Annotated in this window: 24 protein-coding genes; 7 read left to right on the forward strand and 17 right to left on the reverse strand. The window is 74.0% G+C overall.

The features are described 5' to 3' along the window. Positions 1-1035 (reverse strand): LysR family transcriptional regulator (locus SZN_RS22505; protein WP_244313409.1); only part of this gene is annotated, 1035 nt, incomplete at its 3' end. A 62-nt stretch (positions 1036-1097) separates the two neighbouring features. Between SZN_RS22505 and SZN_RS22510 the strand changes: the two genes are divergently transcribed. After that, a complete protein-coding gene (locus tag SZN_RS22510) occupies positions 1098-2372 on the forward strand; it encodes an MFS transporter (protein ID WP_007498953.1) in 1275 nt (424 codons plus the stop codon). A 58-nt stretch (positions 2373-2430) separates the two neighbouring features. Here the strand turns inward: SZN_RS22510 and SZN_RS22515 are convergent, their stop codons facing one another. The 5 genes from SZN_RS22515 to afsQ1 form a co-directional block, all read right to left on the reverse strand. Continuing rightward, positions 2431-2640 (reverse strand): PspC domain-containing protein, encoded by a 210-nt coding sequence (locus tag SZN_RS22515; protein WP_007498955.1) that lies wholly within the window; start codon positions 2638-2640, stop codon positions 2431-2433. Positions 2641-2746: 106 nt separating this feature from the next. Then, positions 2747-3298, reverse strand: a complete 552-nt coding sequence (locus SZN_RS22520) for a VanZ family protein (protein WP_043732458.1) — start codon at positions 3296-3298, stop codon at positions 2747-2749. Positions 3299-3415: 117 nt separating this feature from the next. Continuing rightward, complete coding sequence (locus SZN_RS22525) at positions 3416-4024, reverse strand: hypothetical protein (protein ID WP_007498959.1); 609 nt, start codon at positions 4022-4024, stop codon at positions 3416-3418. Then, entirely contained in the window at positions 4021-5595 is a 1575-nt protein-coding gene (locus SZN_RS22530) for a sensor histidine kinase (RefSeq protein ID WP_007498961.1), read from the reverse strand. Before SZN_RS22530 ends, SZN_RS22525 begins: the two co-directional genes overlap by 4 nt. Beyond that, positions 5592-6269: a two-component system response regulator AfsQ1 gene (gene afsQ1 / locus SZN_RS22535; protein ID WP_007498963.1), complete on the reverse strand. Its 678-nt coding sequence runs from the start codon at positions 6267-6269 to the stop codon at positions 5592-5594. The genes SZN_RS22530 and afsQ1 overlap by 4 nt, the downstream gene beginning before the upstream one ends. A 266-nt stretch (positions 6270-6535) precedes the next feature. Here afsQ1 and SZN_RS22540 point away from each other — a divergent pair, with 266 nt between their 5' ends. Next, positions 6536-7318 (forward strand): SigE family RNA polymerase sigma factor, encoded by a 783-nt coding sequence (locus SZN_RS22540; protein WP_007498965.1) that lies wholly within the window; start codon positions 6536-6538, stop codon positions 7316-7318. Between the two features lie 235 nt (positions 7319-7553). On the opposite strand, the gene SZN_RS22545 is transcribed toward SZN_RS22540, so the two are convergent. The 4 genes from SZN_RS22545 to deoC form a co-directional block, all read right to left on the reverse strand. Continuing rightward, a complete protein-coding gene (locus SZN_RS22545) occupies positions 7554-8198 on the reverse strand; it encodes a uridine kinase (protein ID WP_425274460.1) in 645 nt (214 codons plus the stop codon). Between the two features lie 196 nt (positions 8199-8394). Then, positions 8395-9297 carry an aldehyde dehydrogenase family protein gene (locus SZN_RS22550; protein WP_007498969.1) on the reverse strand — a complete coding sequence of 301 codons (903 nt, stop codon included), beginning with the start codon at positions 9295-9297 and terminating at the stop codon, positions 8395-8397. Next, complete coding sequence (locus SZN_RS22555) at positions 9290-10726, reverse strand: aldehyde dehydrogenase family protein (RefSeq protein ID WP_007498971.1); 1437 nt, start codon at positions 10724-10726, stop codon at positions 9290-9292. The genes SZN_RS22550 and SZN_RS22555 overlap by 8 nt, the downstream gene beginning before the upstream one ends. A gap of 5 nt (positions 10727-10731) precedes the next feature. Beyond that, on the reverse strand, positions 10732-11691 hold the full coding sequence (deoC, locus tag SZN_RS22560) for a deoxyribose-phosphate aldolase (RefSeq protein WP_208865837.1): 960 nt from the start codon (positions 11689-11691) through the stop codon (positions 10732-10734). A 323-nt stretch (positions 11692-12014) separates the two neighbouring features. On the opposite strand from deoC, the gene SZN_RS22565 reads away from it, so the two are divergent. Together SZN_RS22565 and SZN_RS22570 are read left to right on the forward strand one after the other, a co-directional pair. Beyond that, entirely contained in the window at positions 12015-12674 is a 660-nt protein-coding gene (locus SZN_RS22565) for a PH domain-containing protein (RefSeq protein ID WP_043732466.1), read from the forward strand. 177 nt (positions 12675-12851) lie between these two features. Next, positions 12852-14579 carry a hypothetical protein gene (locus SZN_RS22570; protein ID WP_007498976.1) on the forward strand — a complete coding sequence of 576 codons (1728 nt, stop codon included), beginning with the start codon at positions 12852-12854 and terminating at the stop codon, positions 14577-14579. 217 nt (positions 14580-14796) lie between these two features. On the opposite strand, the gene SZN_RS22575 is transcribed toward SZN_RS22570, so the two are convergent. From SZN_RS22575 to SZN_RS22585, 3 genes are all read right to left on the reverse strand, one after another. Beyond that, a complete protein-coding gene (locus tag SZN_RS22575) occupies positions 14797-16428 on the reverse strand; it encodes a phospho-sugar mutase (protein ID WP_007498978.1) in 1632 nt (543 codons plus the stop codon). 380 nt (positions 16429-16808) lie between these two features. Beyond that, positions 16809-17633: a purine-nucleoside phosphorylase gene (locus tag SZN_RS22580; protein ID WP_007498980.1), complete on the reverse strand. Its 825-nt coding sequence runs from the start codon at positions 17631-17633 to the stop codon at positions 16809-16811. Between the two features lie 98 nt (positions 17634-17731). Further along, positions 17732-18169, reverse strand: a complete 438-nt coding sequence (locus SZN_RS22585) for a gamma-glutamylcyclotransferase family protein (protein WP_007498982.1) — start codon at positions 18167-18169, stop codon at positions 17732-17734. 87 nt (positions 18170-18256) lie between these two features. On the opposite strand from SZN_RS22585, the gene SZN_RS22590 reads away from it, so the two are divergent. Both SZN_RS22590 and SZN_RS22595 read left to right on the forward strand, forming a co-directional pair. Beyond that, positions 18257-19705, forward strand: a complete 1449-nt coding sequence (locus SZN_RS22590; RefSeq protein ID WP_007498984.1) for an NAD(P)H-quinone dehydrogenase — start codon at positions 18257-18259, stop codon at positions 19703-19705. Between the two features lie 190 nt (positions 19706-19895). After that, positions 19896-20828 (forward strand): DeoR/GlpR family DNA-binding transcription regulator, encoded by a 933-nt coding sequence (locus tag SZN_RS22595; RefSeq protein ID WP_279627034.1) that lies wholly within the window; start codon positions 19896-19898, stop codon positions 20826-20828. A gap of 120 nt (positions 20829-20948) precedes the next feature. Here the strand turns inward: SZN_RS22595 and SZN_RS22600 are convergent, their stop codons facing one another. Further along, positions 20949-21500 carry a TetR/AcrR family transcriptional regulator gene (locus SZN_RS22600; RefSeq protein WP_043732469.1) on the reverse strand — a complete coding sequence of 184 codons (552 nt, stop codon included), beginning with the start codon at positions 21498-21500 and terminating at the stop codon, positions 20949-20951. 181 nt (positions 21501-21681) lie between these two features. After that, on the reverse strand, positions 21682-23460 hold the full coding sequence (locus SZN_RS22605; protein ID WP_007498990.1) for an acetyl/propionyl/methylcrotonyl-CoA carboxylase subunit alpha: 1779 nt from the start codon (positions 23458-23460) through the stop codon (positions 21682-21684). A gap of 395 nt (positions 23461-23855) precedes the next feature. On the opposite strand from SZN_RS22605, the gene SZN_RS22610 reads away from it, so the two are divergent. Continuing rightward, positions 23856-24353 (forward strand): hypothetical protein, encoded by a 498-nt coding sequence (locus tag SZN_RS22610; protein WP_007498992.1) that lies wholly within the window; start codon positions 23856-23858, stop codon positions 24351-24353. Here SZN_RS22610 and SZN_RS22615 read toward each other — a convergent pair. Together SZN_RS22615 and mmpB are read right to left on the reverse strand one after the other, a co-directional pair. Next, complete coding sequence (locus tag SZN_RS22615; protein ID WP_007498994.1) at positions 24322-24942, reverse strand: Maf family protein; 621 nt, start codon at positions 24940-24942, stop codon at positions 24322-24324. The genes SZN_RS22610 and SZN_RS22615 overlap by 32 nt on opposite strands. 31 nt (positions 24943-24973) lie before the next feature. Next, positions 24974-25102, reverse strand: a complete 129-nt coding sequence (gene mmpB / locus SZN_RS43545; protein WP_086021426.1) for a morphogenic membrane protein MmpB — start codon at positions 25100-25102, stop codon at positions 24974-24976. Between the last annotated feature and the right edge of the window lie 105 nt (positions 25103-25207).

The following is a 25207-nucleotide window of genomic DNA, read 5'->3' on the forward strand; positions in this document are numbered from 1 at the left end:
GCCCGCACGCCCGGCGCCCGCACGCCCCGCGCCCGCACGCCCCGTCCCGCGCCGGGACCCGGCCCGCCCCCTCACGCGGGCGAGCAGGTTGCCCCTCCTGGAGAGCAGGAACTGCTTGAAGGCGGCCACCGGGGGTGTGTCCGGGTGGCCCGCGAGCCAGGCCACGCCGATCTCGCGCACCGCGCGCGGGGTCGTGACCGTCAGCTCCACGACGCCCGGCCGGGGCACCGCCGGCGGGGGGAGCAGGGCGACGCCTAGCCCTGCCGCGACCAGGCCCCGCAGGGTCTCCGCCTCCTCGCCCTCGAAGGCGATCCGCGGCCGGAACCCCGCTTCCGCGCACAGGTCGTCGGTGATGCGGCGCATGCCGTAGCCGGGCTCCAGCGTCACGAACGTCTCGTCCGCCGCCTCCGCCAGCCGGATACGCCGCCGGGAGGCCAGCCGGTGGTCCGCGGGCACCACCAGGCGCAGCTTCTGCTCGTCGAGCCGGCGGGCCACGAGATCGGGCGCGTCGGGGACCGGCGAGGTCAGGCACAGGTCCAGCTCGCCCGCCCGCAGCCGTTCCAGCATCGCCTCGCCGTAGTTCTGGACCAGGCTGAAGCGCACCCGCGGATGCCCGGCCCGGAAGGCGTGCAGCAGCCCCGGGACGGTCTCCGCGCCCATCGTGTGCAGGAACCCGAACGCGACCTTGCCGGTGGCGGGGTCCGCGTCGGCGCGGACCTCCTCCGCGGCCCGCCGGACCTCGGCGAGCGCCCGCTCGACCGAGCCGAGGAAGGTGCGGCCGGCCGGGGTCAGGGAGACCGTGCGGCCGCGGCGCGCGAACAGGTCGACGCCCAGGTCCTGTTCGAGGCGGACCATGGCACGCGAGAGCGTGGACTGCGGGACCCCCATCTCCTGGGCGGCCCGGGTGACGTGCTCGGTGCGGGCCACACCGGCGAAGTAGGCGAGGCGCGGCGCCAGCAGCCGCGACATCTCGATCATGTCTTCTGTGTCACTGCCCGGTGACAGTCGATCCCGTGAGCTGTGCTGATGCGCCATGGGAACGATTATGGCGAGTCCATGCATTGGACGGATGAAAGGGGGGTCCGTAGGTTCGAGGCATGTCTCCCGCCAGTACCGGGGCGTCCAGCACCCTGGACGCCGCGCCCGCAGTCCCCGTCACCGACTCCCGCACCGCCCCGGGCACCCCCGGCTACCGCCGGATGAGCTTCGCCCTCTTCCTCGCCGGTGTCGCGACCTTCGCGCTCCTCTACTCCACCCAGGCCCTGCTCCCGCTGATCTCCGGCGAGTTCGGGGTCGCGGCGAGCAGCGCGAGCTGGACCGTGGCGGCGGCCACGGGCGGACTGGCCCTGTTCGTCCTGCCGATGAGCGCCCTCTCGGAGCGGTTCGGACGCCGTACGGTCATGACGGCGTCCCTCGCGGTCGCGGTGGCCCTCGGACTGCTCGTCCCCTTCGCGCCGAACCTGACCGCGCTGGTCGTGCTGCGGGCCCTGCAGGGCGCCGCGCTCGCGGGCCTGCCCGCGTCCGCGACGGCGTATCTGGCCGAGGAGGTCCGGCCGAAGGCGCTGATCACGGCGATCGGCCTGTTCGTCGCGGGCAACAGCGTCGGCGGGATGAGCGGCCGGATCATCACCGGCTGGGTCGCCCAGGAATGGGGCTGGCGGGTCGCCGTCGGCGTGATCGGGGTGCTCGCGGTCGGCTGCGCGGTCGCCTTCCGGCTGCTGCTTCCCGCGCCGCGCCACTTCACGGCCGGCTCGCCGCGCCCGCGGGCGCTGGCCCGCACGGTCCGCGGCCACCTCGCGGACCCGCTGCTGCGCCGCCTGTACGCGATCGGCGCGCTGTTCATGACCGTCTTCGGCGGTGTGTACACGGTGATCGGCTACCGGCTGACCGGGGCGCCGTTCTCGCTGCCCCAGGGCATCGTCGGCTCGGTCTTCCTGGTCTACCTCGTCGGCACCGTCTCCGCGTCCACGGCGGGCCGGCTGGTGAGCCGGCTGGGCCGGCGCGGCGCGCTGTACGCGGCGGGTGCCACGACCGCGCTGGGCCTGCTGCTGTCACTGGCGGACTCGCTCCCCGCGGTCCTCCTGGGGCTGGTCCTCATCACCGGCGGCTTCTTCGCGGGCCACGCGGTGGCGTCGTCGGCGGTCAGCAGGACGGCCACGCACGGCCGCGCCCAGGCCGCCGCGCTGTACCAGTCCGCCTACTACGTCGGCTCCAGCGCGGGCAGCACCGTCGGCGCGGTCGCCTTCCACGCGGGCGGCTGGGCCGGCACGGTCGGGGTCGGGCTGCTGGCGGTGCTCGGCGTCGTGGCGATCACGCTCCTCGGGACGCGCGCGGCGCGGGCGCACCGGCGGCCGGCGGCCACCGCCGCCTGAGCGGCCGTACCCGCGAGCCCCCTGGCCCACCCGGACCAGGGGGCTCGCCGTGCGCCGGTCACCAGGCCGTACGGGTCCTGTCCGCGCCTCCCTCGGCGGGCAGCAGCAGCCAGAGCGCGGCGTAGAGCAGGAACTGCGGGCCCGGCAGCAGACAGGAGACCAGGAAGACCACGCGCATGGTCGTCGCGGAGGTGCCGAAGCGCCGTGCCAGCGCGGCGCACACTCCGCCGATCATGCGGCCATGGGTGGGTCGGGCGAGCGCGGTCATGGTGCGGCTCCTTCGCGAGCGTCGGTGCGAGCCCCGGACGGGGCCCTTCGGGCGGGTGTCCCCACCGACCTCCACGCTACGAAGACGAACCGGGCAAAGCGTCACTCTACGGAGCGATCCCGACCCTGGGAATCGTCGGGGTGCGCCCCTGAGGGGCCTCCTCCGGGGGCAGGATCGGGCGGTGCCCCTGCGGGTGCCCGCGGCGCAGCCGGGCGCGGGCCGCGGGGACCACGACGGCGTGCGCGAGGGCGACGCCCACCGTGTTGAGCAGCACCGAGTCGATGTCCACGGCCTGGCCGGGCACGCCGGTCTGGAGCAGTTCGATGCCGAGCGAGATCAGGGCCCCGGCCGCGACCGTGCGGACCAGCGAGCCGAGCCGTGAGGAGTCGGCCCTGCCGTGCGCCATCGGCATCAGCACGCCCAGCGGGGCCAGCAGACCGAGGCCCCCGACGAGGCGCCGGGTCCCCTCCTGCCAGCCGAGCGCGAGATCGGCCCGGATGCCGGCGAACGGGTGCAGATTGGGCGGCATCACCCAGGGGACGTCCAGGGGACGCAGTGTGAGCCAGGCGACGAACGCGAGGTGCGCGACCAGGAGGACACCCCCCGTCGCACGGATGCGGATCACGGCGCTGCCGCCGATGGAGCCTTGACGCTGCACGCCCCCGTAGACGCGCCGTCCGGCGGGATCGGTTCCGGGGGGTTCCGCACGGGCGTGAGGCGTCCGCCACACGCGAGGCCGCGCGGCCCTTCCGGCACGCGGCCCCTGCGGGGCTCGTCAGCCGCCCCCGGCCGCGCTGGAGGGCGGTCCGCCGCCGCCGGGGCGGGTGCGGACCTCGTCCGTGCAGGCGTAGCGGCGGGGCGGGGCGGGGGTCGGGCCGCCCAGGATCACCGAGCCGTCGCCCTCCGCGGCCGCCGAGTCCGAGAACGTGCAGACGATCTGGGACCGGGCGACGGACGTCAGGTCGTCCGGCGGGGTGCTCAGGCGCAGCGTCTCCTCGGGGTCGCCGCGGCGCGGCCCGCTGACGCCCAGCGCACCGCGTACGTCCGTCGTGTACCCGGCGTCCTTCTCGGCGGCGGACGGGCTGGCCTCCAGCTGGTCCAGGAGGCCCTGGGCGACCAGGACGCGGCGTTCGGAGTCCGCCGTGCCGTCGGGCACCTGCACGGCCCGGTCGACGGCGACCAGTTGCGCGCCGCACAGCAGGAACACCTGGACCGGCAGCCCGCGGTCGGCCTGCGCGGAGGAGGCCGTCCCGGAGAGCGAGCAGTGCACGCGCGAGGGCGCGGGGCCGAAGTTGGTCGGCACCTCCGTCGCGCGGATGCCGCAGCCGGCCAGCGGTACGGCCGCCAGCGCCAGGAGCGCCGGCAGGCGGCGCGTCCTCGTCATGCGTCCCCCTCCTTGTCGCCCTCGTCCGTCTCGTCCGTCTCGGCCGCGAGCACCGACGCGTCGCGGGGCAGCCGCAGGGTGAACACCGCGCCCCCTTCGGGGGAGTTGGCGGCGGTGATCTCGCCGCCGTGGATGTGCGCGTTCTCCAGGGCGATGGACAGGCCCAGGCCGCTGCCCTCGGAGCGCGGCCGGGAGGCGCTCGCCTTGTAGAAGCGGTCGAAGACGTGCGGGAGGACGTCCTCGGGGATGCCGGGGCCGTGGTCGCGCACGGCGATCACGACGGAGTCGTCGGCCGCGCCGACCGTGACCCGCACCGGGGAGCCGCCGTGCTTGAGGGCGTTGCCGACGAGGTTGGCCAGGATGACGTCCAGGCGGCGCGGGTCCAGGCGGGCCACGATGCCGCGCTCGGCGTCCAGGTCGACCGCGTCCAGCCAGGCGCGGGCGTCGATGCAGGCGGTGATCTGGTCGGCGACGTCGACGTCGTCGAGGACCAGCCGGGCGGTGCCCGCGTCGAAGCGGGTGACCTCCATCAGATTCTCGACCAGGTCGTTCAGCCGCCGTGTCTCACTGACCACCAGGCGTACGGCGGGCTCGATCATCGGGTCCATCGAGCCGGTCTCCGCCTCCAGTTCCTCCTCCAGGACCTCGGTGACGGCGGTGATCGCGGTGAGCGGGGTGCGCAGTTCGTGGGACATGTCGGCGACGAAGCGGCGCGAGGCGTCGTCGCGTCCCGCCATGTCGGCTACCCGCTTCTCCAGCGCCTCGGCGGTCTTGTTGAACGTCCGTGACAGATCGGCCAGTTCGTCCGTGCCGGACACCCGCAGCCGGGTGTCGAGCCTGCCCTCGCCCAGCCGGCGCGCGGCGACCCCCAGCCGCTGCACGGGCTTCAGCACGGTCGTGGCGGCGGCCTGCGCGAGCAGGGCGGAGCCGATCAGCGCGAGAGCGGTGGCGATGCCGAGCGACCAGGCCAGCGAGTTGAGGTCCTTGGCCTCCGGCTCCAGCGACTTGAGCATGTAGCCTGTCGGGCCGCCGCCGATCACCCTCGTCCCGGCTATCAGATACGGGGTGCCGTCCTCCACGATCCGCTGCCAGTACAGGTGGTACTCGGCCCGGTCCGAGGAGTCCGCCCCCTGCCTGCCGTCCACCGCCGTGCGCAGCGACCTGGGCACGTCGGCCAGTGTGAAGCCGTCGAGGGCGCCGGAACTGCCGTACACCGGCCTGCCGTCGGCGTCCCGCGCGGCCAGCAGCACGCTGAAGCGCTGGCTGCTGTTCGCCATCTGCCCCGCGGTGTCCTGGAGTTCGTCCTGTGTGGGCCGCTCGGGCAGCAGCCCCGCGCGGTTCTGCATCTCCTGCTCGAAGTCGCGCAGCACCGCGTCCTGGGTCCGGGTGAGGACCGCCTCGCGGTTGAGCCAGTACGCGATCCCCGACGCCGACACCGCGGCCGTGAGCGCCACGAGACCGAAGACGACCACGAGCCGCAGCCGCAGACTGGTGAACCGCAGCCGCGACCACACGCCCTTGCCCTCGCGAGCCGCGGTCCAGCCGCGGAGTCCCCCCTGCGCGTCCGTCACTGAGGCGCGTCCAGGCGGTAGCCGACACCGCGGACGGTACGGATCAGGGTCGGGGACGACGGCACGTCCTCGACCTTGGCGCGCAGCCGCTGGACGCAGGCGTCCACGAGGCGCGAGTCGCCGAGGTAGTCGTGCTCCCAGACCAGGCGCAGCAGTTGCTGGCGGGAGAGGGCCTGCCCCGGGCGCCGCGACAGTTCGAGCAGCAGGCGCAGCTCGGTCGGGGTGAGCTGGAGGTCCTCGCCGTTCTTCGTCACGGTCATCGCCGAGCGGTCGATGACGAGGCTGCCGAAGGTGGCCGCGTCGTTCGACTCCCGCTCCCCGCGCCGCAGCACGGCCCGGATCCGGGCGTCCAGGACCCGCCCCTGCACCGGCTTGACCACGTAGTCGTCCGCGCCGGACTCCAGCCCGACGACCACGTCGATGTCGTCATTGCGCGCCGTGAGCAGGATGATCGGCAGCTGGTCGGTGCGCCGGATGCGCCGGCACACCTCGAACCCGTCGATGCCGGGCAGCATGACGTCCAGCACGATCAGGTCCGGCCGCTGCTCGCGCAGCAGCTGCAGACCGTCCTCGCCGGTGGCAGCGGTGGCCACCCGGTGTCCCTGGCGCGTCAGTGAGAGCTCCAGGGCCGTACGGATGGCGTCGTCGTCCTCGATCAGCAACAGGGAAGGCACGGGGCTCATTCTGGCCCATGAGGGGGCGCTCTTTCGACACCTGTACGAGCGGTGGGCCCTCGGGCACGCGGTGCCGCGGTCCGCCCCGACCCCTCCGGGTGCCCCCGGACGGCCCCCCGAACCGGCCGCTGTGACAGGTCTGTGACAGTCGGCGGACAGTGCCATGAAGCTGGCGCGGCAAGCTTCTCGGCACAAGCAGGACAGCACGGCGCGACACAGCACGACCACTGAGCAGAACACCGGAAGTCCACGACGGGGGGCGCGAGATGAACACGCTGCACGGCACCACCACCAGCGCGGTGATCACGCGTCTGCACGACGTGAACGGGGGGCGGGGTCCGGAGAGGTCCGGTGCCGACGGGGGTCCCTCCCGCGCGAGCGGAATCGAGCGCGGGGGAGGGCGGGGGTGCGCTCGCGGCACCGGGCGTCAGCACACCGCGTACATGACGGTGGTTGACGGTTTCACGGGGGAACCGCACGGGGGAGCCGCGTACAGGGAGGACTCGGGGGAGCGCCGGCGCTCGCTGTCGGAGGCGGAGTTCACCGCCTACGTCCAGGAGCGCCGCGCCTCCCTGTACGCGACGGCCTACCACCTGACCGGTGACCGCTTCGAGGCCGAGGACCTGCTGCAGAGCGCGCTGTTCTCGACGTACCGGGCATGGGACCGGATCAGCGACAAGGCCGCCGTGGGCGGGTACCTGCGCCGGACCATGACGAACCTGCACATCAGCGCGTGGCGCCGGCGCAAGCTGAACGAGTACCCGACCGAGGAGCTGCCGGAGACGCCCGGCGACACGGACGCGATGCGCGGCACCGAGCTGCGCGCGGTCCTGTGGCAGGCGCTGGCCCGGCTGCCCGAACTCCAGCGCACGATGCTGGTCCTGCGCTACTACGAGGGCCGCACCGACCCGGAGATCGCGGACATCCTCGACATCAGTGTCGGCACGGTGAAGTCGAGCATCTGGCGGTCGCTCCGCCGGCTGCGCGAGGACGAGGTCCTCAGCTTCGGCCGTGACGAGGAGGACGCCTTCGGCGAGCTCGTCGCCTGAAGGTACGGGGGGACCGACGGGGGTCGGTCGCACCGGGGGGCCGACCGGGGGGTCGGCGGCGAAGGGGGGGGACCCGAGGGCCGGGGGGCCCGAGGGGGGTACGGGGGACGCTCCGCCACGGGGGAAGCGGCGGAGCGGGCGAGTGCGGGGCCGGCGGACCGGGGGGTCGTCCGGTCCCGCTTCGCCGTGTCCGGGCCCGGGGCCGGGCCCGGCTCAGCGCGTGTCCGGCCCCGGCTCAGCCCGCCGGGGCCGCGGAGGCGGGCGCCGCGCTGCGGCCCGCGGCCGCCTGCGCGAGCCGGCCCAGGGCCTCGTCGCGGTCGCAGGCGTGGGCGCCCAGGGCCCGCTGGCGGGCGACGATGGAGCGCTCCAGGCGCATCAGGCGCCAGCCGCGGCGCAGCAGGAACGGCACCGACTTGCGGCCCTCGCGCAGATCGCGCAGGAAGCGCCGGCGGAACGTCCTGACCGGGCCCCGGCTCAGACACAGCGCGTCGGCCAGCAGATCCAGCTCCCGGCAGCGCGTGACGATCTCGGCGGCGAAGACGCCCTCGGCGATGAACAGGGGCGCGTCCCCGATGTCCACGCTCTCCTCGCCCGTGCGGGCGCTCAGCGAGATGTCGTACAGCGGCACCTCCGTGCGGTGCGTGCGGCACAGCCGCTCGATCGCCGCGACGGCCGTGTCCGCGTCCCAGGAGCCGGGGTGGTCCCAGTCGATGTCGGCGCTGCCCGGGACCAGCGGCAGGGACGGGTCGTCGCCCTCTTTGTAGAAGTCGTCGAGCCGCAGCACCGGAAGACCGGAGAGGGCGGCGAGAAGGGACTTGCCGGAGCCGGAGGGGCCGCAGAGCAGCACGACTCGGGCCGGTACGGACGGATGGGAACTCACGGGACACCAGTGTGCGGCATGGTCCGCCCCCCGAACGACCCCGCGGACCGCCAATGACGCGCGCATCACATCCGCGCGTACGCCCGCCGCCGCGCACGCCCGCGCGGCCACCGGGCGGGCGTGCGCACGGCGAAGAGCCGCGCCCGTCCCGGACGGAGGACGGACACGGCTCTCCGGTCCCGGTGGCCGGCCGCCGTCAGTACGACGAGCCGGACGCGCCCAGCGAACCCGTCGGGTGCCAGACCGTCTTGGTCTCCAGGAACGCCGTCATCCGGTCCGTGCCGGGCGCGGCGGTCCAGTCGTCCACAGGCTGTGGACGCAGGACGCGCTTGAGGTTGTCCGCGGCGGCGATCTCCAGTTCCCTGGCCAGGACCTCGTCGGCGCCCGCCAGGTCGATGGCGTTGACGTCCTGGTGCGCGGCCAGCGGCGCGGCGATCTCCGCCGTACGGCCCGACAGGACGTTGACGACGCCGCCCGGCAGGTCCGAGGTGGCCAGCACCTCGCCCAGGGAGAGCGCGGGCAGCGGCGCCTGCTCGGCGGCCACCACGACCGCGGTGTTGCCCGTGGCGATCACCGGGGCGAGCACCGACACCAGACCGAGGAACGACGACTCCCGCGGGGCCAGCACGGCCACCACGCCCGTCGGTTCGGGGGAGGAGAGGTTGAAGTAGGGGCCCGCGACCGGGTTCGCGCCGCCGACCACCTGGGCGATCTTGTCGGTCCAGCCCGCGTACCAGACCCACCGGTCGATCGCCGCGTCGACCTGCGCGCCCGCCTTCAACCTCGACAGGCCCTCGGCGTCGGCGACCTCGCGGACGTACTGCTCGCGGCGGCCCTCCAGCATCTCGGCGACGCGGTAGAGGATCTGGCCCCGGTTGTAGGCGGTCGCGCCGGACCAGCCGCCGAACGCCTTGCGCGCGGCGACCACGGCGTCCCGGGCGTCCTTGCGGGACGACAGCGGGGCGTTCGCCAGCCAGTTGCCCTTGGAGTCCGTCACCTCGTACACCCGGCCGCTCTCGGAACGCGGGAACTTCCCGCCGACGTACAGCTTGTAGGTCTTGAAGACGCTCAGACGCCGCTGCTCGGACTTGTCAGACATCGAGGTACGCCTCCAGGCCGTGGCGGCCGCCCTCGCGGCCGAAGCCCGACTCCTTGTAGCCGCCGAACGGCGAGGCCGGGTCGAACTTGTTGAACGTGTTGGACCAGACGACGCCCGCCCGGAGCCGGTTCGCCACCGCGAGGATGCGCGAGCCCTTCTCCGTCCAGATGCCCGCCGACAGGCCGTACGGCGTGTTGTTGGCCTTGGCGACGGCCTCGTCCGGCGTCCGGAACGTCAGCACCGACAGCACCGGGCCGAAGACCTCGTCGCGGGCGATCCGGTGCGCCTGGGTGACGTTCGTGAACAGCGTCGGGGCGAACCAGTAGCCGCTCTCCGGGAGGTCGCAGGCCGGCGACCAGCGCTCGGCGCCCTCCGCCTCGCCCTGCGCGACGAGCGTGGTGATGCGCGACAGCTGCTCCTCGGAGTTGATCGCGCCGATGTCGGTGTTCTTGTCGAGCGGGTCGCCCAGGCGCAGCGTGGAGAGGCGGCGCTTGAGGGAGTTCAGCAACTCCTCCTCGATCGACTCCTGCACCAGCAGCCGGCTGCCCGCGCAGCAGACCTGGCCCTGGTTGAAGAAGATGCCGTTGACGATGCCCTCGACGGCCTGGTCGATCGGGGCGTCGTCGAAGACGATGTTGGCGCCCTTGCCGCCGAGTTCGAGCGTGACCTTCTTGCGGGTGCCCGCGACGGTCCGCGCGATCTCCTTGCCGACGGCAGTGGAGCCGGTGAAGGCGACCTTGTCCACGTCCGGGTGGGCGATCAGCGCGGCGCCCGCGTCCCCGTAGCCGGGGAGGATGTTGACGACGCCCCTGGGCAGGCCGGCCCGGCGGCAGATGTCCGCGAAGAACAGCGCGGACAGGGGCGTGGTCTCGGCGGGCTTGAGGACCACCGTGTTGCCGGTGGCGAGCGCCGGGGCGATCTTCCACGCCAGCATCAGCAGCGGGAAGTTCCAGGGGATGACCTGGCCGGCCACGCCCAGCGGGCGCGGGCCCGCGCCGAACCCGGCGTGGTCCAGCTTGTCGGCCCAGCCGGCGTAGTAGAAGAAGTGCGCGGCGACCAGCGGGAGGTCGGCGTCGCGGGTCTCCCTGATCGGCTTGCCGTTGTCCAGGGTCTCCAGCACGGCCAGCTCACGGCTGCGCTCCTGGATGATCCGGGCGATGCGGAACAGGTACTTCGCGCGCTCCGGGCCGGGCAGTGCCGACCACTTCTCGAACGCCTTGCGGGCCGCCCTCACCGCGCGGTCCACGTCCGCCTCGCCCGCCCGCGCGACCTCGGAGAGGACCTCCTCGCTGGAGGGCGAGACCGTCTTGAAGACCTTGCCGTCGGCCGCCTCGGTGAACTCGCCGTCGACGAACAGCCCGTAGGAGGGCGCGATGTCGACGACCGAGCGGGACTCGGGGGCCGGCGCGTACTCGAATACCGATGCCATGGTGATCAGTCCACCGTCACGTAGTCGGGGCCGGAGTAGCGGCCGGTGGCCAGCTTCTGGCGCTGCATCAGCAGATCGTTGAGCAGCGAGGAGGCGCCGAAGCGGAACCAGTGGTTGTCGAGCCAGTCCCCGCCCGCCGTCTCGTTGACCAGCACGAGGAACTTCACGGCGTCCTTGGAGGTCCGGATGCCGCCGGCCGGCTTCACCCCGACCTGGACGCCCGTCTGCGCGCGGAAGTCGCGGACGGCCTCCAGCATGAGCAGCGTGTTCGCCGGGGTGGCGTTGACGGCGACCTTGCCGGTGGACGTCTTGATGAAGTCGGCGCCCGCCAGCATTCCGAGCCAGCTCGCGCGCCGGATGTTGTCGTACGTCGACAGCTCGCCGGTCTCGAAGATGACCTTGAGGCGGGCCGCCCCGCTCGCCTCCCTCACGGCGGTGATCTCGTCGTACACCTTCATGTAGTGCCCGGCGAGGAACGCGCCCCGGTCGATGACCATGTCGATCTCGTCGGCGCCCCGCGCCACGGCCTCGCGCACGTCCGCCAGCTTCACGGACAGCGGGGCGCGGCCCGCGGGGAAGGCGGTGGCGACGGAGGCGACCTTCACGGCCGACCCGGCCACGGCGGCCTTCGCGGTGGCCACCATGTCGGGGTAGACGCAGACGGCCGCGGCCGACGGGGTCGCGGGGTCGGTCGGGTCGGGGGCGACCGCCTTGGCGCCGAGCGCCCGGACCTTGCCCGGGGTGTCCGCGCCTTCCAGCGTGGTCAGGTCGACCATCGAGATGGCGAGGTCGATGGCGTACGCCTTGGCGGTCGTCTTGATGGAACGGGTACCGAGGGAGGCGGCCCGCCCCTCCAGGCCGACCGCGTCGACCCCGGGCAGCCCGTGGAGGAAGCGGCGCAGCGTGCTGTCGGACGAGGCGACGTCCGTGAGGGCGTGAGCCGCGGCGGATGCATTGGTGGGCATGGTCACCAGACGAGCATATCTACGCGCGTAGCGGCTGTACACCCCGGTGGGCGTCTTTCCCTCGGGGCGGCTCGTCGCGCGGGGGGGAGGGGTGGAGGAGGGGGTGGTGGACGGGAGCGGGTCGCGGGCGGAGCGGGGCGGGCCGGGGGTGTCGGGCGGGGCGTACGCGGGTCGGGCGGGGGCGGGGCGGCTCACGGGTGTCGGTGGGACGGGCGCGGGCCGGGTGCCGGGTGTCCTGCGGGACCCGGTGTGCGCCCGGCGTGGGCGCGGTGGGCGAACGGGTGGTCGGCCGGGCGTCGTGGACGTACGGCACAATCGGGCTCATGACGACCCCCGAACACCCGTCCCCCACCCCGGACCCGGAGTCCAGGGACCGGATCTACCGCTCGCCCATGGGTATCGCCGGGGGCCTCGCACTGCTCGCCCTCGCGCTCTGGCTGGGCATCGACGCGCTGGTGCTCGGCGAGGGGCGGACGCCCTGGCTGGCGCTCGCCGCCCTCATCCTGATCGTGCCCGCGGTGTCCGCGTTCACGGTGCGGCCCGCCGTCTTCGCCAACCAGGACCGGCTGCGCGTCCGCAACCCGCTGCGTGTGATCGTGCTCCCCTGGGGCCGGGTCGCGAGCCTGCGCTCCGCCTACTCCAACGAGGTCGTCACCAAGTCCGGCACGAAGTTCCAGCTCTGGGCGATCCCCGTCTCCCTGCGGGCCCGCAAGAAGGCGAACCGCCGCATCGACGCCGCCGCGCGGGGCGACCGCGGCCGCGGAAGCGGCTCGGGGCTCGGCGGCGGCCGGGGCGACGCCCATGCGGACGGCCTGTCGCGGGCCGAGGGCGACAAGATCATGGACGAGCTGAAGGAACTGCTCGCCCGCCGCGAGGAGGCGGAGTCCGCCCAGGGCGAGGTGAGCGTGCGCTGGGCGTACGAGGTGATCGCCCCCGCGCTCGCGGGCGCCCTCCTGCTGGTCATCCTGCTGGCCACCGGCTGAGCGGCGGGCTGTCCGGGCGGGGAATTGGGCGGATGAGCGGTTGAGGGGATGAGGGGATGACCGGGTGAGGGGGACCGGTCGCGTGTCGTACGGCTGGTCCGGGTTCACCGCGGTTCGTCACGGCCCTGATTCCGCCCGGAGTGCAACCCCTCGGGTGATCCGGACGTCTGGCAACCGATGAACACGAATCCCCTGCCGCTGCCCGCCTCCGCCCTGACCGGCGGCTGCCTGCCCTGGGACGGCGTACAGGCCCGGCGCTGGCTCGCCGCCCGGCCGCCGTCCTGGGTGCCGGTCCGGACCAGGGCGTACGTCGGCCTCGCCGTCGGCACGGTCGCGGCCGTCGCGGCGGGCGGCCTGGCCCTGCTGGGGGTACGGGGATGGGTCGCCGCCTGCCTCGCGCTCCAGCTCCTGTGGGTGCTGGTGCGCCCCGAGGCGGTGCGCCTCGCGGCCCCCGTCCTCGTCGTACTCGTCCTGTTCACGGGCGAGTACGGCGAGGACGGGGCCTGGGCGGTACGGCTCGGCGCCGTGCTCGTCCTGGTCCCCGTGTGGGTGACCGCCCTGGTGCGTCTGCGCGCCCGGCGCGGGCAGCGGGAGGCGGCCCTGGCCGCCGCGGGGGGCGTCACCCTCCCCGTCCCGTTCGGCGACGCGCCCCTCGGACGGGGGAAGATCCTCGGCGGCCTCGGCGTCCTGGTGCTCGCCGCCGGGGCCGTCCTGGTGGCCACCTCGGGCGCGTGGGCGCTCGCCGAGGACCGGCAGACCGCACCCGCGCTCGGCTGGTTCGTGGCCGGGCTCGGCGCCACCGTCCTGCTGTCCGGCGCCCTCGGCCGGCGGCGCGCCGACGCGCTGCGCCGGGAGCCCGTGCCCGCCCTGCGCGTGCTGATCCGGGAGAACGCGGACCTCGACACCCAGGTCTACGCCGCCGACGACCTCGCCGCGCTGCGGCCCCTGTTCACCGTCGCCACGTCACTCGTCGACGACGAGGGCTGCGAGGGCGAGGAGGGCGAGGAGGGCGAGGAGGGCGACGGGGGTGACGGGGGCGACGCGTGGGCCGCGTACGGGGGCCGGGCGGACGGTGACGAGAGGGACGGCGACGCGGACGGCGACGAGGAGTTCCGGCACATCCTCGACCGGATCGACGCCGGACTGCCCGGTCCCCTGCGGGAAGCCGTCCTGTACGGGCTGCCGTACGAGGGCGCCGAGGTGGTGCTGGTCTGCGCCGACGAGGAACCCGGCGAACCGGTCGTCGTCGAGCGGTCCACCGGACCCGTGCGGCCCCTCTCGGACCGAGCCGCACGGCGTCTGGTCGCGGGCTGCGAGCGTGCGGAGGCCGACGAGGCGGAACGGCGGGGCGCCGTCGCCGAGCTCACCGGGCGGCTGCGCGGCGATCCCTCGGTGCGGGTCTGGCGGGCCGGGTGGCTCGACCGGCTCTGGCCGGGGCTGGTCGCCGTGTGGGCGTGCGTCCCGCTCGTGGGGGCGAGCGGCATCGAGCGGTACGCCTTCGGCCTGGCGCTGGGGCTCCTCATCGCCCTGTACACGCCCCGCCGCTTCGCCTGGCGGATCACCGCGGACCGCGACGGGCTCTGGTTCAACGGGCTGCGCGGCGCCCGGCTCATGGCCTGGGACGAGATACGGGCCGTCGTCGTCAAGGGCGGGCGGCTGAAGATCGACGGGGGCCGGTCCGGGGTCACCGAGTGGGCCGTGGACACGGTCCGCTGGCGCCCCCTCGAACGCCGTCTGAACCTGCGCCATCCCCAGGACCGGGTCGCCGCCGAGATCACGGCCATGTGGAGGGAGCCCGGGGCCCGGCCGCCCGCCGTGGGCGACGCGTCCCTGCGGGGGCGCCCCCTGTGGCCGCTCGCGGTGGTCATCGGTCTGGCGTGGACGGTGCTGGTGGTGTGGGGCTGAGCGCTTCGGGCGCGGGCGGCCCGGCCCCCGGCCCCCGGCCCCCACGCCGCCGGGCGGTCGGGCCGCTCCGGGCCGCTCCGGGCATGGGCGTCGGCGTCGGGGTGCGGGCTTCTGGTGGTGAACCCGTGGGTGCCGGGTGCCGGGTGCCGGGTGCCGGGTGCCGGGTGCCGGAGGTGACCTGCGCGTTTTCCCGCTGATCCCGGTGCCTGGACCTGGTTCAGATACCGGCCGCCTGCGACAGGTCGCGCTTGATCGTCGCCAGGCGTTCGGCCGCCTCCGCGCGCGCGTCCGCGAGCCCTGAGCGCTCCGGCACCGGGACGACCACCTCCAGGTAGCACTTCAGCTTGGGCTCGGTGCCGCTCGGGCGGACCACGACCCGGGCGCCGTCCAGCGTGTAGCGCAGGCCGTCCGTGGGCGGGAGCGTGCCGGTGCCCTGCGTCAGGTCCTCGGCACGGGTGACGGGCAGCCCGGCCAGCGCGGTCGGCGGCCGCTCGCGCAGCCTGCGCATGGCGTCGGCGATGACCGACAGGTCCTCCACGCGCACCGAGAGCTGGTCGGTCGCGTGCAGGCCGTGCTCGACCGCGAGGTCGTCGAGGAGGTCGAGGAGCGTGCGGCCCCGCTCCTTGAGGACGGAGGCGAGCTCGGTGATCAGCAGGGCGGCGGTGATGCCGTCCTTGTCGCGGACGCCCTCGGGGTCGACGCAGTAGCCGAGCGCCTCCTCGTAGCCGTAGCGCAGGCCCTCGACGCGGGCGATCCACTTGAAGCCGGTGAGGGTCTCCTCGTGCGGCAGGCCCGCCGCCGCGGCGATCCGGCCGAGGAGGGAGGAGGAGACGATGGACTCCGCGAAGACGCCGGTGGCGCCCCGCGCGACCAGGTGCGCGGCGAGCAGCGCGCCCACCTCGTCGCCGCGCAGCATCCGCCACTCGCCGTCCTCCTCGACCGCCACCGCGCAGCGGTCCGCGTCCGGGTCGTTGGCGATGACGAGGTCCGGGCGCGTCTCGCGGGCCAGTGCGAAGGACAGGTCCATCGCGCCGGGCTCCTCCGGGTTGGGGAAGGCCACGGTCGGGAAGTCGGGGTCGGGGTCGGCCTGTTCGGCGACGAGCGCCGGGGCGGGGAAGCCGGCGCGCGCGAAGGCGGCGAGCAGGACGTCCCTGCCGACGCCGTGCAGCGCCGTGTAGACGGTCCGGGCCGTGCGGGGGGAGCCGGGGGCGAGGACCGCGTCGGTGCGGGAGAGATAGGCGTCGAGGACGCCGTCGTCCAGGGTCTGCCAGCCGGTGTCGGGGCGGGGGACGTCGTGCAGGGACCGTACGGCGGCGATCTCGCCGGCGATCTCCGCGTCGGCGGGCGGGACGATCTGGGAGCCGTCGCCGAGGTAGACCTTGTAGCCGTTGTCCCGGGGCGGGTTGTGGCTGGCGGTGACCTCCACGCCGGCGACCGCGCCGAGGTGCCTTATCGCGTACGCGAGGACCGGGGTGGGCAGGGGGCGGGGGAGCACGGCCGCGCGCAGGCCCGCGCCGGTCATCACGGCGGCGGTGTCGCGGGCGAAGTCCTCCGACTTGTGGCGGGCGTCGTAGCCGATGACCACGAGACCGCCGGTGTGGCCCTGGCGCCTGAGGTACGCGGCGAGGCCGGCTGCCGCGCGGATGACGACCGCGCGGTTCATGCGCAGCGGGCCGGCGCCCAGCTCGCCGCGCAGGCCCGCGGTGCCGAACTGGAGGGTGCCGGCGAAGCGGGCGGCCAGTTCCGTGACGTCGGCCGCGTCGATGAGCCGCGCCAGTTCGTCGCGGGTCTGCGGGTCCGGGTCCTCCGCGAGCCATGCCTCGGCCCGGGTGATGAGGTCGTCGTGCACGTCGGGGTCAGCCTCTCGGTCGGTGGGGTGCGGGCGCCTGCGGCGGTCTGTGCTTGCTCTGGTGCCCGCGGCGCCCGTGACGGGTCGGTGGTGGTCCGCCTCGTCTGTGCCTGCGGCGGTCTGTCTCGGGTCGGTGGCCCGTCCGTGCCTGCGGCCCGGCTCGGCTCCGTGGGGGTGCGCGACCCGCCTGTGGCGCGTCAGGGGGGGCGCCGGGGGGTGTCCGTCGTCGGTCGGGCGGTCGGCATACGTCATGAGGGTGCCGTTTCCTGACGCCCGGCGCCGCGGGCGGGCACCTCCCGGCACGCTCCCTCGCCGCCGTACGCGGGTTCACCGTATGCCGCGGGTCCGCCGGCGTCGTGTGCGGGTGCGCCGTCGTGTGCTTACAGGCGGTTCAGGACCTGGGCCAGTAGGGAGCCCATCCGGGTCGCGCTGTCGCGGCCCGCCTGGAGCACCTCCTCGTGGTTCAGAGGTTCGCCCGTCATGCCCGCGGCCAGGTTGGTCACCAGGGAGATGCCCAGGACCTCCGCGCCGGCCTCGCGGGCGGCGATCGCCTCCAGGACCGTCGACATGCCCACCAGGTCGGCGCCGATCACGCGGGCCATGCGGATCTCGGCCGGCGTCTCGTAGTGCGGGCCGGGGAACTGGGCGTAGACGCCTTCCTCCAGCGAGGGGTCGACCTCCTTGCACAGCGCGCGCAGGCGCGGCGAGTACAGGTCCGTCAGGTCGACGAAGTTCGCGCCGACGATCGGGGACGTCGCCGTGAGGTTGATGTGGTCGCTGATCAGGACCGGCTGGCCGGGGCGCATTCCCTCGCGCAGGCCGCCGCAGCCGTTGGTGAGCACGAGCGTCTTGCAGCCGGCCGCCACCGCGGTGCGGACGCCGTGCGCCACCGCGGCCACGCCGCGGCCCTCGTAGTAGTGGGTGCGGCCCAGGAAGAGGAGCGCGCGCTTGCCGCCGACGCGGTACGAGCGGACCTTGCCGCCGTGCCCCTCCACCGCCGGGGCGGGGAACCCGGGCAGCTCGGTGACCTGGAACTCGGCCTCGGGTGCGCCCAGGGCGTCCACGGCCGGGGCCCAGCCGGAGCCCATCACGAGGGCGACGTCGTGGGTCTCGGCGCCCGTGAGTTCGCGCAGGCGCGAGGCGGCGGCGTCGGCGGCCGCGTGGGGGTCGCCCTGGATGTCGTCCGGAAGGAGAGATGCGTTCACGCGACAGAGGGTAGCCGGTTTGGGCCTACGCGCGTAGATGACGGAGCTCACCGGATGGCGATCGTTGTCTTGTCGTTTCCGACGAAAGCGGGGCGGCCTCAGCAGGGGCGCTTGCGCAGCTCCATCACGTAGTCGTGCGGCGCGCCCGCCGACTCCGCGGCGTCCGCGATCTCGCCCAGGTAGCGCGCCGAGGGCAGCCCGCCCTCGTAGGCGTCCAGGACGTAGGCCCATGCCTGCTCCTCGCCCTCCAGCGTGTGCACCCGCACCCGCAGCCGGCGGTAGATGCCGAGGCCGACGCCCTCCCAGCGGTCCAGGGCGTCCTCGTCCATGGGCGCGATGTCGTACAGCGCGACGAAGACCTGCTCCAGGGGGTCCTCGACCAGGGTCGCGAGCGCGCCCTCCCAGCCGAGCTGTTCGCCGCCGAACGTCAGCCGCCAGCCGTTCAGCCAGCCCGTGGCGCGCAGCGGCGAGTGCGGGGCGCGGCGGGTCATCAGCCGCGCGTCGAGATGGCCGGCGTACGCGGCGTAGAGCGACATGGTGGAGAGGGTAACGGGTGTCCCTCCCGTAACAGTGGTGTCTCGTGCCGCCCCCCTGGGCGGTCGCACCCCGGGGCGTGCGGGACAATGGAGTACGTGACTCGGATCGTGATCATCGGTGGCGGACCCGGCGGATACGAAGCGGCGCTCGTGGCCGCCCAGCTAGGCGCGGAGGTGACCGTCGTCGACTGCGACGGTCTGGGCGGGGCGTCGGTGCTCACCGACTGCGTGCCGTCGAAGACCCTCATCGCCACGGCCGAGGTGATGACGACCTTCGACTCCTCGTACGAGGAGCTCGGCATCATCGTCGCCGACGACACCCCGCACATCGACTCCCCCGCCCGGGTCGTGGGCGTCGACCTGGGCAAGGTCAACCGGCGGGTGAAGCGCCTCGCGCTCGCGCAGTCCCACGACATCACCGCCTCCGTCACCCGCGCCGGCGCCCGGGTCCTGCGCGGCCGCGCACGGCTGGAGGGCATGCAGGCCCTCGACGGCTCGCGCAAGGTCGTGGTGCGGGCCGCCGACGGCAGTGAGGAGACCCTCGTCGCGGACGCGGTCCTGATCGCCACCGGCGGTCATCCGCGGGAGCTGCCCGACGCCCGGCCCGACGGCGAGCGCATCCTGAACTGGACCCAGGTCTACGACCTCGACGAGCTGCCCGAGGAGCTCATCGTGGTCGGCTCGGGCGTCACCGGCGCCGAGTTCGCCGGTGCCTACCAGGCGCTCGGGTCGCGGGTCACCCTCGTGTCGTCCCGGGACCGGGTGCTGCCGGGCGAGGACCCGGACGCGGCGGCCGTCCTGGAGGACGTCTTCCGGCGCCGCGGGATGAACGTGATGGCGCGCTCGCGCGCCTCCGCCGCCAAGCGGGTCGGCGACCGCGTGGAGGTGACCCTGGCCGACGGCCGGGTCATCAGCGGCTCCCACTGCCTCATGGCCGTCGGCGCCATCCCGAACAGCGAGGGCATGGGTCTGGAGGAGGCCGGCGTCCGGCTGCGCGAGTCCGGGCACATCTGGACCGACAAGGTCTCCCGCACCACCGCGCCCGGCGTCTACGCCGCCGGTGACGTCACCGGCGTCTTCGCCCTCGCCTCGGTCGCGGCGATGCAGGGGCGTATCGCGATGTACCACTTCCTCGGCGACGCGGTGGCGCCGCTGAACCTGAAGACCGTGTCCTCCAATGTCTTCACCGACCCCGAGATCGCCACCGTCGGCCACACCCAGGCGGACGTCGACGGGGGCAAGATCGACGCCCGGGTCGTGAAGCTGCCGCTGCTGCGCAACCCGCGCGCCAAGATGCAGGGCATCCGGGACGGCTTCGTCAAGCTGTTCTGCCGCCCCGGCACCGGCATCGTGGTCGGCGGCGTGGTCGTCTCGCCGCGCGCCTCGGAACTCATCCACCCGATCTCGATCGCGGTCGACAACAACCTGACGGTCGAACAGATCGCGAACGCCTTCACCGTGTACCCCTCCCTTTCGGGGTCGATCGCGGAGGTGGCGCGACAGCTCCACACCCGGAAGTCCGGCGCCGAGGTCTGACGGCCGGAACCGACTCCTCGCTGGTCACAGCGAGTTGTCGAGCATGCGTACGGCATAGGCGGCGGGACTAGGCTCTATACCACCCCCCGTCCCTGCCTGCGAACAACTTCTGTTATTCGGCGCAAACTGCTGAAACCAGACGGTCGTTGGGGTTACTGTCAGTTTCGTGTTCGCTGCAGAACGTCGCCAATTGATCCTCGAAATGGTGCGAGCGAACGGGGCCGTGTCGCTCCGTGAGCTCGCCCGCGTCGTCCAGACCTCCGAAGTGACCGTACGGCGGGACGTGCGCGCACTGGAGGCAGAAGGACTCCTCGACCGCCGGCACGGCGGTGCGGTATTGCCGGGCGGGTTCACGCGGGAGTCCGGCTTTCCGCAGAAGTCACATCTCGCGACCGCCGAGAAGACCGCCATCGCCGACCTCGCCGCGAACTTCGTGGAGGAGGGCGAGGCGATCGTCGTCGGGGCGGGGACCACCACGCAGGAGCTGGCCCGCCGGCTCGCCCGGGTGCCCGGTCTCACCGTCGTCACCAACTCCCTGCTGGTCGCCCAGGCGCTGGCCCATGCCAACCGGGTCGAGGTCGTGATGACCGGCGGCACGCTCCGCGGTTCGAACTACGCCCTCGTCGGCAGCGGCGCCGAGCAGTCCCTGCAAGGACTGCGGGTGTCGCGCGCCTTCCTCTCCGGCAGCGGTCTGACCGCGGAGCGCGGGCTGTCCACGTCCAACATGCTCTCCGCCTCCGTCGACCGGGCGCTCGTCCAGGCCGCCGCGGAGGTCGTCGTCCTCGCCGACCACACCAAGCTCGGCACGGACACGATGTTCCAGACCGTGCCCACGGACATCATCACCCGGCTGGTCACCGACGACCCGCCGCCCCATGACGACCGCGCCCACACCGAGTTGCAGGCCCTCGCCGATCAGGGGGTGCAGATCGCCGTGGCCGGGGCGGCCGGGGCGTCGGGGGGTGACGAGGTCCCGGCGCGGCGCCAGCAGCGCGCGCTGCCTGGGCCGCGCCGGGGCCAGCAGGTACCGGCCGCGGGCGCCGGGCTGAGGACCGCCGCGGTCCTCGGCGACCAGGGCGCGGAGCGCGAGCGGGCCCGCGTCGCGGACCTGCGGCGACGCTGAGGGACCGGGCGGGGAGCGCGAGCGCGGTGCCGCGGGTCCTGGCGGGCGGCCGGGGCGTCGCCGGCGGTCCTCGCGGGGCCGGGGCGCGGGCGCAGGTGGCAGGGGGTGCCCTGCCGGGTGCTACCGGGCCGGCTTCAGGCCCCGGAGGGTCAGGTGCAGGAGCCTGTCCGCCAGGTCCGGGTCGGACGGGGCCTCCTCCGCGGCGAGCGCGATCGCGTGCGTGAGCTGGAGCAGGTCGGCGATCGCCACGTCCGGGCGGACGGTGCCGGCCCGCTGTGCGCGGGCCAGCAGTGCGCCGCCCGCCTCCCGGATCGGGCCGCTGCACCGGGCCAGGGCCGACGTGGCGTCGGAGGACACGGACATCAGGGAGCGGGCCAGCCCGCGGTACTCACTCGCGTGGGTGACCGTCTCGCGCAGCCAGGTCACCAGGGCCGCGCACGGCTCGGGGGCGTCGAGAAGCTCGTGCGAGCGGGCCAGGAGGTCGCCGACCGCGTCCTCGAAGACCGCGCTCAGCAGGGCGTCACGGTTGGGGAAGTGCCGGTACAGGGTGCCGATGCCCACGCCCGCCCGCCGGGCCACGTCCTCCAGGGAGGCGTCGGTGCCGTGCTCGGCGAACGCGGAGCGGGCCACCGTCAGCAGCCGCTCGTGGTTGCGGCGGGCGTCGGCGCGCATGACACGCGGCCGGCCGGCCGTCGCCGCCCCTTCCGCACCCGCGCGTGAGGTCGTGCCCACCATCGCCGCCACCTGCCCTCCCGCACCCGACCGGCGCGCTTCCAGCATGCCATCCGGGAAACGGCGAGGCGCCCGGCGGACCGTCCGTGCGGTCCGCCGGGCGCCTCGCGCGCCGGACGTGTCAGTCCTTGATCTCGCAGATCGCGGCGCCGGAGGTGAGGGAGGCGCCGACCTCGGCGGACAGGCCCTTGACGGTGCCCGCCTTGTGGGCGTTCAGGGGCTGTTCCATCTTCATGGCCTCCAGGACGACGACCAGGTCGCCCTCCTTGACCTCCTGGCCCTCCTCGACCGCGACCTTCACGATCGTGCCCTGCATCGGGGACGCGAGGGTGTCGCCGGAGGCGGCGGGGCCGGACTTCTTGGCCGCGCGGCGCTTGGGCTTGGCTCCGGCGGCGAGGCCGGTGCGGGCGAGGGACATGCCGAGGGAGGCGGGGAGGGAGACTTCGAGGCGCTTGCCGCCGACCTCGACGACGACGGTCTCGCGGCCGGTGTCCTCCTCGCCCTCACCGTCACCGCCCGCGGGGCTGGTGAAGGGTGTGATGTCGTTGACGAACTCGGTCTCGATCCACCGGGTGTGGACGGTGAACGGATCGGTGGAGCCGGTCAGTTCGGGGGCGAAGGCCGGGTCGGTGACCACCGCGCGGTGGAAGGGGATGGCGGTGGCCATGCCCTCGACGTGGAACTCCGCGAGCGCGCGTGCCGCGCGTTGCAGGGCCTGGCGGCGGGTGGCACCGGTGACGACCAGTTTGGCCAGCAGGGAGTCCCAGGCCGGGCCGATCACCGATCCGGACTCCACTCCGGCGTCCAGGCGGACCCCTGGTCCGGTGGGCGGGGCGAAGCGGGTGACGGTGCCGGGGGCGGGCAGGAAGCCGCGGCCCGGGTCCTCGCCGTTGATGCGGAACTCGAAGGAGTGACCGCGCAGTTCGGGGTCGCCGTAGCCGAGTTCCTCGCCGTCGGCGATCCGGAACATCTCGCGGACCAGGTCGATCCCGGCGACTTCCTCGGTGACCGGGTGCTCGACCTGGAGGCGGGTGTTGACCTCCAGGAAGGAGATCGTGCCGTCGGCGCCGACGAGGAACTCGACCGTGCCGGCGCCGACGTAGCCGGCCTCCTTGAGGATGGCCTTGGACGACGCGTACAGCTCGGCCGTCTGCGCCTCGGAGAGGAAGGGGGCGGGGGCCTCCTCGACGAGTTTCTGGTGGCGGCGCTGGAGCGAGCAGTCGCGGGTGGAGACGACGACGACGTTGCCGTGGGTGTCGGCCAGGCACTGGGTCTCGACGTGGCGGGGCTTGTCGAGGTAGCGCTCGACGAAGCACTCGCCGCGGCCGAAGGCGGCGACGGCCTCGCGGACGGCGGACTCGTAGAGTTCGGGGACCTCGTCCAGGGTCCGGGCGACCTTCAGGCCGCGTCCGCCGCCGCCGAAGGCGGCCTTGATCGCGATGGGCAGGCCGTGCTCCCGCGCGAAGGCGACGACCTCGTCGGCGCCGGAGACGGGGTCGGGGGTGCCCGCGACCAGGGGGGCGCCGGCCCGCTGGGCGATGTGGCGGGCGGCGACCTTGTCGCCGAGGTCGCGGATGGCCTGCGGGGGCGGGCCGATCCAGATCAGGCCCGCGTCCAGCACGGCCTGGGCGAACTCGGCGTTCTCCGACAGGAAGCCGTACCCGGGATGGACCGCGTCCGCTCCCGACTCGCGCGCCGCGGCCAGCACCTTGCCGATGTCGAGATAGCTGCCGGCCGGGGTGTCACCGCCCAGGGCGAACGCCTCGTCCGCGGCGCGGACGTGCAGAGCGTCACGGTCCGGATCCGCGTAGACGGCCACACTCGCGATCCCCGCGTCCCGGCAGGCTCGGGCCACGCGGACAGCGATTTCGCCACGGTTGGCGATGAGCACCTTGCGCACGATTGAGGCTCCCTCCTTGAAACAAGCCGAGTTTAGGGACTGCCGACACGGCACTTCGACCCGTCCCCAGTGGTGAGCTTGCCCACACGGAGCGTGACTCCCGGTTCGCCCACCCTGCGAAATCCCATGTCGCGCCTCGGCACGCAGGTCTCTCCCGGAAAACCCTAGTCCCCACCTGTGGTCAAGGTCTCTGTCATCACGTGCTGCGGGCCACTCGGTTTCTTTGTGGAATCCCTACGAATGGCCCAATGATTCTTTGCCCCCGGCCGAACCCTTGTCCCGCGGTTTACCCGTTAGTAGCGTTCGCGATGTCTCGCACGTACGCGGGGTGACGGCAGTCCGCCCCGGGAGACGGCCGGTGCGGGACCGGAGCGGCTCGGAAGGGGGTGGGACCGGTGGTGCGCAGGCCGGTGGCGTGGGTGGTGGCCGTGGTGCTCTTCGCGGAGGCGCTCGGCATCGCGGGGCTCAACTGGTTCCTCGGGATCGTGGTCGACCGCCAGGACATGTCCCTGGCCGGTCTGGACCCCGACGTGATGTCGGTGTCCTCGAAGGCCGGCGGCCTCGTCTTCGGCGCCTACTTCGCCCTGTGCGGCCTGGTCGCCCTGCTGGTGGCGGTGCGCGACCGCGCCCCCGCCGGGCTCGGGCGCGTCCTGCTGATCAGCGCGGCCGTGGTGCACGCGCTGCTGGGCGCGTTCGCCTGGGGCCTGGTGGGCTGGACGGCGTTCCTGTTCATGGTCGTCGTCCTCGGCCTGATCGTGCTGGTGCTGATGTCCTACGACGGCCGGCCCGCGCCCGCGGAGCGCGCCGGCGCCGCTCCCGGCGGCAAGGGCGGCGACGGCTCCCCGGCGGGCGGGCCGCCGCTCACGCCTCCGCCGGCGCCCACAACTCCGTGATGCCGACGCCCAGTCGGCCCAGCAGCCTGCGCACCAGCGGCAGGCTGATGCCGATCACGTTGCCGTGGTCGCCGTCGATGCCGTCGATGAACGGGGCCGAGCGGCCGTCCAGGGTGAACGCCCCGGCGACGTGGAGGGGTTCGCCCGAGGCGACGTAGGCGGCGACCTCCGCGTCGGTCGGCTCACCGAAGCGCACGACGGTGGACGCGGTGGCCGAGGCGTAGCGCCCGCTCACGGTGTCGTAGACGCAGTGGCCGGTCTGGAGGGTGCCGGCCCGGCCGCGCATCGCCTTCCAGCGGGCCGTGGCCTCCTCGGCGTCGGCCGGCTTGCCCAGGGCCCGCCCGTCCAGGTCCAGCACCGAGTCGCAGCCGATCACCAGGGCGCCGAGCACCTCGGGGCGGGCCGCCACCACGGATGCCTTCGCCTCGGCGAGGGCCAGGGCCAGTTCGGCGGGGGTGGGCGCGGTGACGGCGTCCTCGTCGACGCCGCTCACGACGACCTCGGGGGCCAGGCCGGCCTGGCGCAGCAGGTTGAGCCGGGCGGGGGACTGGGAGGCGAGGACGAGCCGGCGGCGGGGCTGATCAGTCATGCGGCCAGCGTATCGGCGCACCCGGCGGGCCTCACCTCAGTCCGGCCACGATCATCGTCAGCACCATGGCCAGCGCCACGAGAACGCCCAGCCGCCGCAACATCCTCTGCATGTCGCGCAGTTCCTCGGGCGGCTCGTTCTCGGGGTCGGACCACAGCATGCCCTCCATCGTCGGCCGGTCCCGCGGCGCGGCGCCTGAGTACGCGTACTCAACTTGGCCGCCGCGCCGCCCCGCCCGCTCCGGGGTGACCGCCGGTGCCCCCGC

The organism is Streptomyces zinciresistens K42, assembly GCF_000225525.1.
GTDB classification, from domain to species: Bacteria; Actinomycetota; Actinomycetes; order Streptomycetales; family Streptomycetaceae; genus Streptomyces; species Streptomyces zinciresistens.

Bases quoted from the DNA above. Each gene is read 5' to 3' on its own strand.
- SZN_RS22510 (WP_007498953.1), top strand. From the start codon at position 1,098: ATGTCTCCCGCCAGTACCGGGGCGTCCAGCACCCTGGACGCCGCGCCC.
- SZN_RS22515 (WP_007498955.1), bottom strand. From the start codon at position 2,640: ATGACCGCGCTCGCCCGACCCACCCATGGCCGCATGATCGGCGGAGTG.
- SZN_RS22525 (WP_007498959.1), bottom strand. From the start codon at position 4,024: ATGACGAGGACGCGCCGCCTGCCGGCGCTCCTGGCGCTGGCGGCCGTA.
- SZN_RS22540 (WP_007498965.1), top strand. From the start codon at position 6,536: ATGAACACGCTGCACGGCACCACCACCAGCGCGGTGATCACGCGTCTG.
- SZN_RS22550 (WP_007498969.1), bottom strand. From the start codon at position 9,297: ATGTCTGACAAGTCCGAGCAGCGGCGTCTGAGCGTCTTCAAGACCTAC.
- SZN_RS22555 (WP_007498971.1), bottom strand. From the start codon at position 10,726: ATGGCATCGGTATTCGAGTACGCGCCGGCCCCCGAGTCCCGCTCGGTC.
- deoC (WP_208865837.1), bottom strand. From the start codon at position 11,691: ATGCCCACCAATGCATCCGCCGCGGCTCACGCCCTCACGGACGTCGCC.
- SZN_RS22565 (WP_043732466.1), top strand. From the start codon at position 12,015: ATGACGACCCCCGAACACCCGTCCCCCACCCCGGACCCGGAGTCCAGG.
- SZN_RS22570 (WP_007498976.1), top strand. From the start codon at position 12,852: ATGAACACGAATCCCCTGCCGCTGCCCGCCTCCGCCCTGACCGGCGGC.
- SZN_RS22585 (WP_007498982.1), bottom strand. From the start codon at position 18,169: ATGTCGCTCTACGCCGCGTACGCCGGCCATCTCGACGCGCGGCTGATG.
- SZN_RS22590 (WP_007498984.1), top strand. From the start codon at position 18,257: ATGGAGTACGTGACTCGGATCGTGATCATCGGTGGCGGACCCGGCGGA.
- SZN_RS22600 (WP_043732469.1), bottom strand. From the start codon at position 21,500: ATGCGCGCCGACGCCCGCCGCAACCACGAGCGGCTGCTGACGGTGGCC.
- SZN_RS22615 (WP_007498994.1), bottom strand. From the start codon at position 24,942: ATGACTGATCAGCCCCGCCGCCGGCTCGTCCTCGCCTCCCAGTCCCCC.
- mmpB (WP_086021426.1), bottom strand. From the start codon at position 25,102: ATGCTGTGGTCCGACCCCGAGAACGAGCCGCCCGAGGAACTGCGCGAC.